The 13676-nt window shown below is 59.1% G+C and carries 12 protein-coding genes and 1 pseudogene; 1 reads left to right on the top strand and 12 read right to left on the bottom strand.

All coding sequences use genetic code 11. From position 1 onward, the window contains the following. Positions 1 to 113 precede the first annotated feature (113 nt). From KUL93_RS03440 to rnr, 7 genes are all read right to left on the bottom strand, one after another. Positions 114 to 506, bottom strand: coding sequence for a DUF6746 family protein (locus tag KUL93_RS03440; protein ID WP_217125716.1), 393 nt, complete (start codon positions 504 to 506; stop codon positions 114 to 116). A gap of 74 nt (positions 507 to 580) precedes the next feature. Continuing rightward, the gene (bfr, locus tag KUL93_RS03435; protein WP_217125715.1) at positions 581 to 1060 is read right to left on the bottom strand and encodes a bacterioferritin; all 480 of its coding nucleotides are present in this window, start codon (positions 1058 to 1060) and stop codon (positions 581 to 583) included. Then, a complete protein-coding gene (locus KUL93_RS11680; RefSeq protein ID WP_217125714.1) occupies positions 1050 to 1337 on the bottom strand; it encodes a (2Fe-2S)-binding protein in 288 nt (95 codons plus the stop codon). Before KUL93_RS11680 ends, bfr begins: the two co-directional genes overlap by 11 nt. A gap of 10 nt (positions 1338 to 1347) precedes the next feature. Beyond that, positions 1348 to 2484, bottom strand: a complete 1137-nt coding sequence (locus KUL93_RS11675) for a DUF2325 domain-containing protein (RefSeq protein WP_217125713.1) — start codon at positions 2482 to 2484, stop codon at positions 1348 to 1350. Between the two features lie 121 nt (positions 2485 to 2605). Continuing rightward, positions 2606 to 3442, bottom strand: coding sequence for an EAL domain-containing protein (locus KUL93_RS03420; RefSeq protein WP_217125712.1), 837 nt, complete (start codon positions 3440 to 3442; stop codon positions 2606 to 2608). 283 nt (positions 3443 to 3725) lie between these two features. Further along, positions 3726 to 4460, bottom strand: a complete 735-nt coding sequence (gene rlmB, locus KUL93_RS03415) for a 23S rRNA (guanosine(2251)-2'-O)-methyltransferase RlmB (protein ID WP_249419227.1) — start codon at positions 4458 to 4460, stop codon at positions 3726 to 3728. A gap of 56 nt (positions 4461 to 4516) precedes the next feature. Beyond that, on the bottom strand, positions 4517 to 6916 hold the full coding sequence (rnr, locus tag KUL93_RS03410; RefSeq protein WP_430408198.1) for a ribonuclease R: 2400 nt from the start codon (positions 6914 to 6916) through the stop codon (positions 4517 to 4519). Between the two features lie 27 nt (positions 6917 to 6943). On the opposite strand from rnr, the pseudogene KUL93_RS03405 reads away from it, so the two are divergent. Next, positions 6944 to 7756, top strand: a pseudogene (locus KUL93_RS03405) (MnmA/TRMU family protein); the annotation flags it as partial. Between the two features lie 35 nt (positions 7757 to 7791). On the opposite strand, the gene KUL93_RS03400 reads toward KUL93_RS03405, so the two are convergent. The 5 genes from KUL93_RS03400 to KUL93_RS03380 all read right to left on the bottom strand — a co-directional run bounded on the left by KUL93_RS03400 (position 7792) and on the right by KUL93_RS03380 (position 13673). Next, positions 7792 to 8976 (bottom strand): pyridoxal phosphate-dependent aminotransferase, encoded by a 1185-nt coding sequence (locus KUL93_RS03400; RefSeq protein ID WP_217125708.1) that lies wholly within the window; start codon positions 8974 to 8976, stop codon positions 7792 to 7794. A gap of 85 nt (positions 8977 to 9061) precedes the next feature. Further along, the gene (locus KUL93_RS03395) at positions 9062 to 10249 is read right to left on the bottom strand and encodes an MFS transporter (RefSeq protein WP_217125707.1); all 1188 of its coding nucleotides are present in this window, start codon (positions 10247 to 10249) and stop codon (positions 9062 to 9064) included. Further along, positions 10239 to 11375 (bottom strand): glycine cleavage system aminomethyltransferase GcvT, encoded by a 1137-nt coding sequence (gene gcvT / locus KUL93_RS03390; protein WP_249419225.1) that lies wholly within the window; start codon positions 11373 to 11375, stop codon positions 10239 to 10241. The genes KUL93_RS03395 and gcvT overlap by 11 nt, the downstream gene beginning before the upstream one ends. Before the next feature lie 5 nt (positions 11376 to 11380). After that, entirely contained in the window at positions 11381 to 12490 is a 1110-nt protein-coding gene (locus KUL93_RS11670) for an L-threonylcarbamoyladenylate synthase (protein ID WP_217125705.1), read from the bottom strand. Positions 12491 to 12713: 223 nt separating this feature from the next. Further along, positions 12714 to 13673 (bottom strand): hypothetical protein, encoded by a 960-nt coding sequence (locus tag KUL93_RS03380; RefSeq protein WP_217125704.1) that lies wholly within the window; start codon positions 13671 to 13673, stop codon positions 12714 to 12716. Between the last annotated feature and the right edge of the window lie 3 nt (positions 13674 to 13676).

The raw sequence follows: 13676 nt of genomic DNA, 5'->3' as shown, positions 1-13676 counted from the left end.
GTTCAATGCTTTCCGGCCTTGGAACAAGCGCTCAAGGAGTCGGTACGCTTCGAAGAGTTTAGCACGACTTCGGGGAATATAATGATATGGGACCTGACACAGTAAAAAAGTTTTTATTTACAACCCTTGACGCGTGAGACCGCGTCGAGGAAAGCCTGACCGTGTTGCCGCGTTTTCTCAGCATTGCCCGACTCACTGTTCTTGTGCATCTCTTCTAGATCGTTCGCGATCTGCTCCCACTCGGAGCGCAAGCGATGAACAGCAACCTCCAAGGTGTAGGAAAGCATGTGGATCTCATGGAGATCCATCGGGGTCAACGTTTTCTTCTCAAGATATTGTTTCAGCGCAGCTCCGTCTTGGCGCAAAATTTTCCACGCCGCTGAGGCCGTAGTCGGAATCGACACTTCACGGTGCGCGGGACGCCCTTCTGGCTCGGCTGCTGTCAGCGCAAAACTCCCCAAAGCCAAACTCACGCCAAGTACCGTGGCAAAAATGCGGTTTTTCATGTTAGCTCCTCTTTTCCAGCACCGATCAAACACATAACAATAACTATATTTTCAAAATAAATTATTTATGCCAATTAGGAATCAATTTTCCCCATCGCACTTTGCAAGTAGTTTTGCAAGCCGAGCGCTTCGATCAATTCCAACTGGGTATCCGCCCAATCATAATGTTCTTCCGAATCATCGAGCAGATCACTCAGCAGATCACGCGAAACGAAATCACGAACCGATTCACAGTAGGCGATTGCGCTGCGCAATTGTGCTATCGCAGCTTCTTCTAACGCCCGATCTGCTTTGAGACACTCCGGCACGTTCTCCCCGATCCTCAGCCGCCCCAGATCTTGCAAATTGGGCAACCCTTCTAAAAAGAGGATACGTTGAATCAAACGATCCGCGTGTTTCATCTCTTCAATGGACTCGCGATACTCTACCTCTGCGAGCGCATGATAGCCCCAGTTCTGATACATCCGCGCATGAAGAAAATACTGATTGACCGCCGTCAATTCGTTTTTCAACGCGTCATTGAGAAGCTGGAGTACTTTCGGATCACCTTTCATAAATCCATTCCTTGTGCGATTTCACTTCGTTTAGCGTAGCAAAACCACATCCTTTCTGCAAGAATCTATCATCGATCGCTTTTTCGCAATCATCAATCGTAATCTCCTTTATTACCTTAGTTTCTTCGCGGACAATTTCGCGGAGCGCACAAACGCAACGCCCACACCTCGTTCCAATACCGAGCTTGGCGCACAAATCGCTCATGCGCACCACACCCTTCGATACCGCTTCGCGTACCTCACGCTCTTTCACTGCGAAACAGATGCAAGCGTACACAGTGATCTCCTCAGTTCGTCAGTCTTTTGACCGCAGGCAACCCCTGGGATGCAAGCTCAACTTCCCCCTGCATCAAGGACTGGATCGCAACGGCGAATCCTCCCATACTGGCATTTCGGATCAACAGGCATGGCTTTCCCGATTGTTTGCAGAAATGCTTGACACGGTAGTAAGCTTGGTGAGATACCGCTCCAACCGTAACGACGACGGCATCGACGCCCTTGAGCTGCTCTGGTAAGCGCTGGAGCGCGTCTTCCAATCCGCCGTCGTGAAAACGCACTTCCAGCCCGAAACGTTTCGCAAAATCGCGAAGATGTGGCGCCAAATTCGTACGTCCGCCAACGCACAAAACGCATCGGTACCGATATTGGCATGCGCCACAATCCGCTTCGTTCTCGCAAGACGCCGTTAAAACCGATTCGGTTTGTTGCGACACCAGCAGCTGTTCGAGCGCCGCGTGTTCCTTACGTATCGCCTCCAACTCTTCGCGCCAAAAATCTCGATCACGCAACGCCGCCACCAGTTCGGACTCCAGGGTCTCGACACGAGCTTTGAGCGATTCGATTCGCGCCAGTGCCTTACCACCTTCTTCTGCCGCGTCACGAAGCATTTCACATTCGGCACGCCACTTTTGCACCAACCGTTCTCGTGCTTCTTCTGCGCGGTCGACCTGTGCCTTGAGATTCAGCATGGCTTGAGTCCGCTCGCCCAGCTGTTGGGAAAGATCATGGACACGCGCCTGCAGTTTTTGGTTTTCTTGCAAAAGACGGGTCCGTTCCTCGTCAAGCCATTTGAGTCTGCGCACATCTGCAGCCAGGCCAGCGCCGATTTGATGAGAAAGCATATGAAGATCTTCGTAACAGCTATGGGCCAATTCTGACGTCACCAATGGGTGCGTCACGACGGCCCAAAAGGCGCCCGCCACTTCTCCGCGCGCAAACGATTCTGTCCAGTACGCACGCAACGCTTCGCTACTTTTGATTTGGGCAACCAGAGTCAGCGCGACACGCCATTTTTCGTCCAGTCGCTTGTGCAATCGTTCGCTGACCTCGTTGCGGGTCTTCGCAAGACCTACTGCCGTCACATGCACTTCGAACGAACGCGCTTTATCATTGACATAGCCAAAACGCTTCAGGAGCTTTGCCACCTCAGCCACGGTCAGACAGGAACCGATGATGGGACAGTGGAGCTTTTCCTCCAATTCCCAGAGTCGCTTGCGCCCTTTTCGTACCCCAGAGACGACGGTCATTGGTAACGACCCAGCGGATTTATTCATGAATTACCTCCTCACGATGTGCACCACACGCGATTTGACAACCCATGCAGGCACGGCGCTCGCGCCACAACCTCCGCCAGAGCTGTGTCGTTCCTTGTCTTCTAATGATTCGGTCGGCGAAATAGAACCCTTGGACACAATCGAAACCGAGCGCCGCCGCAAACGAAAGATCTTCCGCCCGTTCGACACCTTCCAACACCAATGTGGCACCACTCTCTTTCGCCGCAGCGAAAAGATGTTCGAAAAAAGGATTGCGTTTGCTCCCCTCTTGCAGAAAGGCACGATCGAATTTGAGAAATGCCGCGTATTGGTAAAGCGATCGCAAGGCAATACCGTGCGTTGGGGTCAAATCGTCGATAGCAACCGCAATGCCCCGTTCAGCCAACCGTTCGGCAAGGGTTCCGGATATGGTTGCAGCATGAAGATGACAACTTTCGTCGATTTCGACGACCAACCGTTCGCGAGCCGCAGCAAACAATTCGAGATAGGGATCCACCCAGTTGCCGCATTGACCTTGATGCCACGCGTCGGGCTCCAAATTGAGAAACAAAAGCCCTTTCTTAGGTGCCAGAGCCAACTGAATCGCCTTGCACTTCCATTCGGCGTAGTGAAGTAGCATCGTGTTGCTATGAAGCGCTGCAAAAAGCTGATCCGGTGGAATCGCCCGCCCCCATGCCGAAAACCGAGCCAAAGCTTCGTACCCAATGATTGCGCCATCTTCCAAACGGACAATGGGCTGATATTCGACCGCAGGTACTCCTTCGATCACCGCAGCAAAAAGAACCTCAGGTGCAAAATGGGGTTCAAGCGACGCTGCGGTTTGCACCATCCGCTCCGTAATCGCTCTTTTTACGCACCCGCTCTCGGCCATTAGCGCCCCCAGTAGAGCCAATCCAAAACAGACAGCGTTACCGCAACCACCGCTGAGATAAGGGTGAGCCATTGCGAAACCCGTTCGGCACCCGTCCGTGCTTGATTTGCCACTGCGCTCATTCCCTCATGCTTGTTTCAAGAACATTATAGATAATGAGAATCATTATTGTCAATAGTAAAAGAGAAGGCCGTCACGCGACGGCCATGGAATGACGCAGCGCAAAGGAGGACGCGACGCCTTAAACCCTGTCGAAGCGGCGCCGCACTACTTCGTAGAGAGCAACCCCTGCAGCAACGGAAACGTTAAGACTTTCGACGACACCAAGCATCGGCAGCCGCGCTAAGAAATCGCAATGCGCGCGTGTGAGCGGTCGCAGCCCCTCGCCTTCGGCACCCAATACGAGCGCCAAGGGACCGGAAAGATCGCAGGTTGCGAGCCACTGGTCACCCTCGCCCGCCAATCCGACGACCCAAACGCCCGAGGCTTTGAGCTGCTCGAGCGCTCGCGCCAGATTGGTCACGAAAACGACCGGCACGGTTTCGGCAGCGCCGCTCGCGACTTTGCGCACCACAGGCGTGATCCCCACCGAACGATCTTTGGGAACGATCACCGCGCGCACGCCCGTCGCGTCGGCGGTGCGCAGGCAGGCCCCCAGGTTGTGCGGGTCGGTCACACCATCGAGCACCAGGTAGAGCGGCGGCATCAGCAGCTGGCGCGCCGCCGGATTGGGGTACTCCATGCTGTTGGGCAGCACCGCTTCGAGCGTGACCGTCCGAGCATCTGGGTTGAGGGTTGCCACCACGCCTTGATGGCGGCCGTGTCCGATCCACTTCGTCAGAAACGACCGCTCGACCCACACCACCGGGACAGAAGCCGCCTCGGCTTTCTGGATCAGGCCTTGCACACGCGCATCGCTTTTGCGCTCCACTGCCACATGGAGTTGCACGATGCGTTGCGGCGCGACACGCAGCATCGTCGTCACGCTGTGCCAGCCGTACGCCAGAGCAGTTTCCCGATCGCTGCGCGCCTTCACGCGTCGCCCTCCAGTCGCTCGATGAGGTGAAAATCGATTTTGCTCGTCGCCAGATCGGCACGCGCCACCTGCACTTTGACGCGATCGGCCAAACGGTAGCGAACCTTCGTCCTTTCGCCAACGAGCGCGTGCCCCACTTCGTCGTATTGGAAGTAGTCGGCGCCAAGATCGGAAATATGGACCAACCCTTCGACGAAGACTTCGTCCAGTGTGACGAAGAGCCCGAACGGAACGACAGCCGAAACGGTACCGGTATAAACCTCCCCGATATGCTCCTGCATGTAGTAGCACTTGAGCCAGTTCATCACCTCGCGCGTTGCCTCGTCCGCACGCCGTTCGGTCATCGAGCAATGCGCACCGATCTCTTCCCACGGTCGACTTGGGGTGTATTGGCTGCCCGCAAGCACTGCTTTGATCGCGCGGTGCACGAGCAGATCGGGGTAACGGCGAATCGGCGAGGTGAAGTGGGTGTAGCAGGGATAAGCCAAGCCGAAATGGCCGGCATTGTCCGGTGTATAACGCGCCTGTTTGAGTGAGCGCAGCATCACCATCTGCAGGAGGGGCGCATCCGGCCGCCCTTCGATCTTTTCCAGTACCCGGGTAAAGTCTTTCGGTGACGGCTCGTCCCCGCCCGGAAGCTCGATGCCAAATCCCGCCAGAAATTCACGCAGTTTGGCAATTTTTTCCGGGTCAGGCGGTTCATGGACGCGATAGAGCGTGGGGTGTTCGTGCTCGGCCAAGAATTGCGACGCACAGACGTTCGCTGCGAGCATACACTCTTCGATGAGCCGGTGCGCGTCGTTACGCACCACCGGTTTGACGCCACGAATCTTGCCGTTTTCGTCGAAGAGAAACTCCACTTCGGTGGTTTCGAATTCGATCGCACCGCGCCGCTTGCGCGCTGCAAGGAGCACCCGAAAGACCGCATCGAGCGTTTCCAAATGGGGCAGCAAATCGGCAACCATTTCGCGCGCCGTTTTGTCTCCCTCGTAAAGCGCTCGGGCAACGATCGTGTAGGTCAAGCGGGCATGCGAATGGATCACCGCAGGGAAGAAGCGGTAGCGCTGCACCTTGCCACGTGGCGACACGAACATCTCGCAGACCATTGCCAATCGGTCTTCGCGCGGCACCAACGAACAGAGCCCATTGCTGAGCTTTTCTGGCAACATCGGAATCACGCGACGAGGAAAATAGACCGAATTCCCCCGCTCGTAAGCCTCTTGGTCAAGGGGCGTTTCCGGTTTCACATAGTGCGCGACGTCGGCGATCGCAACCAGGAGCCGAAACCCTCTCCCCACCCGTTCGCAGAAGACCGCGTCGTCGAAGTCTTTGGCGTTTTCGCCGTCGATCGTGACGAACGGCAGATGGCGCAAATCCTCGCGGCCTTTCTGGTCATGGGGACGAACCGCATCGGGCAATCGCCGCGTCTGCGCCTTGGCCGCCGAACTCCAGACGAAAGGCAGATCGAATTTGCGCAATGCGATCTCGATCTCCATTCCCGGATCGTCGTATCGCCCCAACACCTCGACGATCTTGCCGATTGGTTGCGCGTATTTGCTGGGGGGTTCGACAATCTCGACAACAACGACCTCTCCCGGTGCTGCTTTCGGTTTGCGCGATCGCCGACCGGCTTCGGGCGCGATCAAAATATCTTGCGCGATGCGCTTATCCTCTGGCGCTACCAGCATCACGCCGTGCTCGACGATCACGCGCCCCACGACCCGCGTGGTTCGCCGTTCAAGCACCTCGACGATTTTGCCTTCGGGCCGCCCCCGTGGGTCACGACCCGTGACCCGCACCATGACACGATCGCCGTGCAAGACCTCACGCATCTCCTTGGGCCCCAAGAAGATGTCGGGACCACCGTCATCCGGGATCACGAAACCGAATCCGTCGGGATGGCCCTGGACACGGCCGCGGATGAGCGCCGCTTTCTCCGGCAAAATCAGTGCACCACAGCGGTTGGTCAAGATTTGGCCGTCGCGTTCCATCGCCGTCAAACGGCGTTCGAAGAGCGCGAGTTCAAACGGACGGATTTCGAGTTCGTTCGCTAACTCAGCCATTTTGAGCGGCCGTCCAGCGCGCTCCAACGTCTCGATGATGTATTCACGGCTGGGAAGTGGATTGTCGCCGTAGCGCAACACTTCGCGTGCCAAATAGGGGTCTGCACGCCGTTTGGGGGGAAGTGCTGCGGCAATCTCGGCCAAACGGTCGACGTCAAGCGGTGCCGCGCGCGCCGCTTCTTGGGTTGCCGCAAGCCGTTTCGCTTTGTGACCGGGTTGGGGAGGGTTATCTTGGCGACGCGCTTCTTTTCGCGACGGTCTTTGCGTGTTGTCACCGGTTTTTTGGTTACGGGATCGCCCTGTGGCTTCCGTTTTTTTTCGTCTCTCGGTCATCATGTACGCTTTCGTTATCAATCAATTGACGTGCGCCGCGTATGCGGACAGCTCGGCATTCCGTTTTTCGCCGTCAATTTTGAACGGGAATACGCGGAAAAAGTGTTCGCCCGCTTTCGCGACGAATACCGCAAGGGACGGACGCCGAACCCCGACGTGCTGTGCAACCGCGAGATCAAGTTCGGCGACTTTCTGCAAAAGGCGCTCGACCTCGGCGCGGACCGTATCGCGACCGGCCATTACGCTCGCATCGACAGGACTCCAGACGGAACATACCGCCTGCTCCGGTCGGCCGATCCGCAGAAAGACCAGACCTATTTTCTCATGATGCTCGATCAGGTCAAGGAATTTTTGAGCCGATATTTGCCCGCGCAACCCGGCGACATCGTCGATCTGAGCGGCCGCGTGCTCGGACGCCACGACGGCCTGATGTATTATACGATCGGACAGCGCCACGGTCTCGGCATCGGCGGAAGCAGAAGCGGCAAACCGTGGTTCGTGGCGGGAAAAGATTTGGAAAAAAACGTGCTGTACGTCGTCCAGGGCGACCGCCATCCCGCCCTGTATGCGGACGGGCTGGCCGCCTCGGACGTCAACTGGATCGCCGGCGCTCCGCCGGCCGAAACGTTCCGCTGCACGGTTAAATGCCGCTATCGGCAGCCCAACCGGCCGGCGACCGTCCGCGTCACCGGACCGGCGAGCTGCGAGGTCCGCTTCGACGAACCGCAGCGGGCGGTGACGCCGGGCCAAGCCGTCGTGTTTTACGACGGCCCGGTATGTCTCGGAGGCGGCATCATCGACCGGCCGTTCGGCGGCCCAGAGGCGTTCCTGCCGTGGTGACCGCGCAGACGGTACGACCGGTGATGCCCGCGCGTTCACTCGATTTCCGCGAAAAACCGCTCCAGCCTGTCCATCGCCTCGCGCAGCCGTTCCAGGCGGACTGCGTAAGAAATCCGAATGTTGCGCGGCGCCCCGAAGCCTGTTCCCGCCACGACGCCGACCCGGCAATGTTCGAGAATCAGCTCGCACAGGTGGTCGGCGTCGCAGATGACGGCGCCGCGGAACGTTTTGCCGAAACAGTCGCCGACGTTGGGAAACACGTAGAACGCGCCCTGCGGCTTAACGCAGCGGACGTGTTTCATCGCGGCGACGCGGCCGTAGACGTATTCGAGCCGTTCGCGGAACATTTCGCGCTGCGCCGGGTCGTAGTCGTCCAGCGCGCCGAGCGCGGCGAGCTGGGCGATCGACGTTACGTTGGACGTGACGTGGCTCTGGAAGTCGGCGACGGCCTTCATGACGTCTTTCGGCCCCGCCATGTAGCCGAGCCGCCAGCCGGTCATGCCGAACGCCTTGGAAAAACCGTTGACGACGAGCGTGCGCTCTTTCAGCGCGGGCCCCAGCGCGGCGATGCTGACGTGTTCGCCCGTATACAGCAGCTTTTCGTAAATTTCGTCGCTGACGACGTACATGTCGCGCTCGGCAACGACGCAAGCGAGCGCCTGCAGTTCTTCCCGGGTATACGCCGCGCCGGTCGGATTGCTCGGACTGTTCAGCACGAGCGCTTTCGTCCGCGGCGTGATCGCCGACGCCAGCTTTTCCGGCGTCAGCTTGAACCCCGTCGATTCGTCCGTCGGCACGACGACGGGGACGGCGTCGGCGAGCTTGATCTGCTCGATGTAGCTGACCCAGTACGGCGCGGGCAATACGACTTCGTCGCCGGGGTTGCAGATCGCCATGAAGGCGTTGTACAGCGAATGTTTGCCGCCGACCGACACGACGATCTGCTCGGGGTCGTATTCCAGACCGTTTTCCTCGGCCAGCTTGCGCGCCAGGCGTTTTCTCAGCTCGACGATCCCCGACGAGTTCGTGTATTTCGTAAACCCGTTCACGATGCCCTCGATCGCCCGGTAGGACGCCCTAAGCGGCGTCGGCGTGTCGGGTTCGCCGACGCTCAGGTTGATGACGTCCTCGCCTTTTTGGATCATTTCCTTGACGCGCGTGTCGATCGCGAGCGTCGCGGACGGGGAGATGGCTTTCACCCGGCTGGACAGTCCCAGCATGATACGCGGTCCCCTTCACCTATGATTTCTGGCATTAATCGTACCCCGTTTCCGGGCCGGGCGTCAAGCCGTTCCCGTCAGGCGGTCAGACCGTTTTCGAAACACGCGTTTCCGGTTTGCCCCTCCAGAAAAGCTGGCAGAGCGACAGCGCCGCCACCGCCGCCATCACCGCGGCGAGACCGCCGCGGACGCTCCAGTCGAAGAGCGCCGCCAGCGCCAGCACGAAGCCGGCGTTAAACAAGGCGAACCAAAATTCCGCCGACGCGATCGCAGCCTTGCGGACCGGCTCGGCCTCTTTCTGAAAAAATCCGTAAGCCAGCGGCCGCACGACGCCCGCCGCAAACCCGAGCAGGACGGGCGCCGGCCAATACGCCCACGGCCGGTCGGACATCAAAAGGAGGGATGAAGCCAGAATACAGCAGGGCACCGCCGCCCAAAGCACCCCTTCGCCGAACCCGGCCGCCAGACGGTTCAGCCATTGCCCGGCCAGAAACGCCGTCAGCGAGAACAGCCCGAGAAAAACGCCGAAATAGCCGACCGACACGTCCGCCTGCACGAACAGAAGCAGCGGCAGCGCAAGCACGTAGTACGCCATGATCGTCGCGCGGTTGACGGCGTAGAACGAGACGACGTGAGCCGTCTTCCGGAGAATTCCGGCGGATCCGGCTTCTCCGCGCCGCCGGAAGCGGAATTGCGGCAGCCGCGGGCGGAATTCCTCGCGGAAACCGAGCGCAAGAAACGCCGCGACGAAATTGAACGGAACCGTCAGGTAAAACGGCATCCGGATGTCGATCTCGGCCAGAAGCGCTCCCGCCACGCCGGAGACGAGAACAGCGATGAAAATGTAGCTTTGCGACTTCGACTCGATCTTCCGGTACGCCGAGGAATCGCCGCTTTTTTCCGTCCATTGCGAAAGCAGCATCGAGTCCGTCCCCTGCGTGCAGGAAAAACCGAATCCGATCACCGCCTGCGCCACGATCAGCTTGGCGACCGAGTTGCCGTCCCAGGCGAGGCCGGCGACGCCGAGGCATTTCATCCATTCCCCCGCAAACAGAACGGCTTTTTTCGGCCATATGTCGAGCGCGATTCCGACCAGCGGCTTGGAGACCATCACCGCGAAACCGTATGCGGCGAGCACGAGACCGACTTCCGGGTATGAAAGATTTTGCCCGAGCAGAAAAACGACCATCACGGGCAAATAGAGATAAAACCGCGAGACGACACGATAGGCGTAAAACAACGGGATCATCTTGCCGATCGTTTTACTTTCCAACTCGGGATACCTCCGTTTTCAAGCGTCTTGCTTCCGGATCGTAAAACGGCACGGCCGCCGCGCGGGCGATTCCGCGCCCGCCTTCGAGTTCGAACGCTGACGTTCCGGCGAACGAAACGTCGACATATCCCATCGCGATGACGCATCCGAGCGTCGGGCTCGGCGAAACGGTCGTCAGCCGGCCGGCATTCGCCCCGCCGACGAACAGGGCGGTTCCTTTGCCGGGCAGCGCGTCCGTTTCCACGTCCAGCCGAAAGCCGGTCAGTTTTCGCGTCACGCCGCGCCGCCGAATCTCGTCGAGCGCGCTACGGCCGGCGAATTCCCCTTTGTCCAGGCGGACCGTCCAGCCGAGACCGGCCTCGTACGGATTGTTGCTTTCGTCCATGTCGGTGCCGTACGCGCGATAGCCCTTCTCCGCGCGCAGCATTTGGATCGCGTATCCGCCGACCGGCCGGATGTCGGACGGGCGCCCGGCTTCCATGACGCATTCCCACATCCGATACGCGTATTCCGACGGAAAATGCAGCTCGTAGCCGAGTTCCCCGGTGTAACCCGTCCGCGTCACCAGCACGTCGACGCCGGAAAACCGGAACCAGGCCATTTCGAAATAGCGCAATCCGCATATCCCGTCGCCGAACAGAGCCGCCGTCACTTCGGCGGACTTCGGCCCCTGCACGGCCAGATACGCCGTCGCGTTCGTCACGTCGACGACCCAGGCGTCTGCGGACAGTCGGTCGCGAAGCTCGGTCAGCCGCCGGCCGACTTTTTCCCGCGACAGCGTGTTCGTGATCAGGTAAAACCGTTCGTCGTCCAGGTAGTAGACGATGACGTCGTCGACGATGCCGCCTTGGTCGTTGCACAGGCACGTATAGATGCCCTGGCGGCCCTTTTCGATGCGGCGCAAGTCGTTCGTCATCGCATACTGCATGAGGCGGAACGCCTCGCGGCCGACGACCTCGAATTTACCCATCGAATGAACGTCGAAGATGCCGACCGCCGTCCGCGTGTGCAGCACTTCCTCCGCCGGCGACGTATAGAAGGCGGGGCGGAGCCATCCGCCCTTTTCCATCATTTCGGCCCCCAGTGCGAGGTGATGTGGATAATACGGCGTCGTCCGCACCAGCATCGCGGTCAAGCCAACCGCCTCCCCAGATCGATCTCCAGTTCGGGAACGACCTCTTTGAGCTCTTCGTACGACAGCGACGACAAACGCGCGATTTTCGGCGGCCAGACGGTGCAGTCGATCATCGTCGACGGCCGGTTGTAGACCGGGATGGCGTCGTCGGCGATCATCATGTCCACGTCGTCGATGAAACGGAACACTTCTTCGGCTTTCTTCAGTTCCGGCTCTCCGGAAAGGTTGCACGTCGTTCCGAGGATCGGCTCATCGACTTCGGCGATGACGCGGGCGACGACCCGGTTTTGCGCGGTCATGACGGCTACCGTCGGCTGACCGTTCGTAAACCAGTCGGGCACGGCCGGCTTCTTGGGCAAAATGAGCGACAGCGCCTTCGGCCAGACGCGTTCGATCAGCCGCTCGGCCGTCTCGTTCAGCTCGACGACGCCGGAAACTTTTTCACGGTTCGTGTAAATGACGAACGGTTTGCGTTTTTCCCGGCGTTTGATGCTGTATACGCGCTCCACCGACTCGCGCCGGACGGCGCTGGCGAAAAAGCCGTATACCGTGTCGGCCGGCAAAATCGCCACCCCGCCCGCCGACAGCACTTCGACGGCTTTGGCGATCCCTCTTTCGTCCGAAGCGTACACTTTGGGATGGTAGAACAAAGTATCAGAGCACATAAGAAATTTTCCCCCGTCCAGCGACACATGATGCGGAGACCGGATGCTGTAGCGGACGGACGCGAGAATGTGACCCTTGTGGTGCTGGTCCGACCATTCCGCCGTGTCCGGCATTTCGGGCGGGAAATAGAAATGCCGGTCGGGCGGAACGGTTTCGGCCGGAAAGTTGCCGGGAAGATAATGCCAGCTGTTGTACTGCATCCGCATCGCGATCGCTTTCAGCACGCCGGCCAGCGTCTCCGACCGGTCCTGCATCATCGCGCACGCCATGTTCGGGCTCGGGACGACGCAGCAAAAATAGTCCGCCTGCTTCAGCGCACACAGATCGCGGAAGCGGCCTTCCCGCACCGCGCGCACAAATGCGGCGTAATCGCGCATCGACCGCGACATGCCGATGTCGGAATCGAGGTCGAGCACGGCGGTGCGAACGATCGCGTACACGAGTTCTTCAAGGGGACGAAAACGACGTCGTCTCCGGTATCGGGCCGATTTTGCGCAACCGAATGCGAGATCCATTCCCGCACGGCGGTGTGAAATTCGCCGAAATCCGCAACGTCAAGGCCATACCGCGCGGACAGGCACCGCCTCAGCTCGCCGGGCAGCGCGTCGGAATTGTCGACGCATACGGCGTTTTTCGGCACCGATGCTTCTTTCTTCAACAGGTTCAGGCCGTTGATGTCGCGGAAAAACAACCGTCTGTCGGCGACGCGGGCGCGGAAACGGCGCAACATCTCCGCCTGTTCCGGAATGTCAGCCACATAAAACGCTTCTGCTTCCGCGGCGACCTCCGGCGAACCGTCGCCGTATTCCGCGAATTTCCGCAAAAAAATTCGCGCAAAGCGGCCGGATTGAGCTGACAGCCGTTGAACTCTTCCCCGCGCGCCGGCGGACCGGATTTCAGCAGATAGTACAGGCTGTAAACGAACCACATTTCGCGCTGCGTCCAATCCTCCGGCTGCTTTCCGGCCAGCCTCGGAAACAGAGCGTTTCGCGAATTCCCTCCTTGTCCCAACAAGTTGTCGTACTCGTAAAAGTTCGTATAGGTTTCTTCCTCCGCGTACAAAAGCACCGGCGCCATATGATCGCAGACGAACGAGCAATACTGGACCATTTCGACCAGTTCCTGTCTACTTCGCTCCCGCATGTGACGGACAGCCGCTTCGTAGAAAGGTGCGTCTTTAGCCCGTTGCAACAGATAGGTGAGCCACGCCTTTTCCCATATCCGTTCGGAAACGAACACGTAACCGAACAGGACGTCTCCGCCTTTCGGCGGGTCTCCACGGGGCATCCGCCCCTCGGCGCTCGGGTCGAACCACATGATCCGCCCGTACCCGCGCATACCGACCGCAAGCGGCCGCATGCCCAGACGTGCGGAGGGGACGTCGTCCCACACTGCCTCGACCGCTTCATCGTCTAAAACGTCGTAGAGCGCCGCCTGAAACCCCGTCAAGCTTCTCCGTGCATCTTCCCATTTGATGCGACCGCCGACGGTCACGATCTGCCGAATCGCGGCCGATAAGAAAATTTCCGCGCGGGCAAGCCCGCACGTCTCCTCGATGAGTCTCGAAAATCCCTGCTCCGGCACGGACAACCCCACCTCCCTGCTCTTGTAGGTTAATTTCATTAT

The sequence above is a fragment of the Hydrogenophilus thiooxidans genome, assembly GCF_019049855.1.
GTDB lineage: Bacteria > Pseudomonadota > Gammaproteobacteria > Burkholderiales > Rhodocyclaceae > Hydrogenophilus > Hydrogenophilus thiooxidans.
Note: the sequence above shows the minus strand (reverse complement) of the source record. Positions and strands in the feature narration are given on the sequence as shown.

Coding starts and splice junctions, on each gene's coding strand:
- KUL93_RS03440 (WP_217125716.1), bottom strand. CDS start 506: ATGAAAAACCGCATTTTTGCCACGGTACTTGGCGTGAGTTTGGCTTTG.
- bfr (WP_217125715.1), bottom strand. CDS start 1,060: ATGAAAGGTGATCCGAAAGTACTCCAGCTTCTCAATGACGCGTTGAAA.
- KUL93_RS03420 (WP_217125712.1), bottom strand. CDS start 3,442: ATGGTGCAAACCGCAGCGTCGCTTGAACCCCATTTTGCACCTGAGGTT.
- rlmB (WP_249419227.1), bottom strand. CDS start 4,460: ATGCTGCGTGTCGCGCCGCAACGCATCGTGCAACTCCATGTGGCAGTG.
- rnr (WP_430408198.1), bottom strand. CDS start 6,916: ATGACCGAGAGACGAAAAAAAACGGAAGCCACAGGGCGATCCCGTAAC.
- KUL93_RS03400 (WP_217125708.1), bottom strand. CDS start 8,976: ATGCTGGGACTGTCCAGCCGGGTGAAAGCCATCTCCCCGTCCGCGACG.
- gcvT (WP_249419225.1), bottom strand. CDS start 11,375: ATGCTGGTGCGGACGACGCCGTATTATCCACATCACCTCGCACTGGGG.
- KUL93_RS03380 (WP_217125704.1), bottom strand. CDS start 13,673: ATGAAATTAACCTACAAGAGCAGGGAGGTGGGGTTGTCCGTGCCGGAG.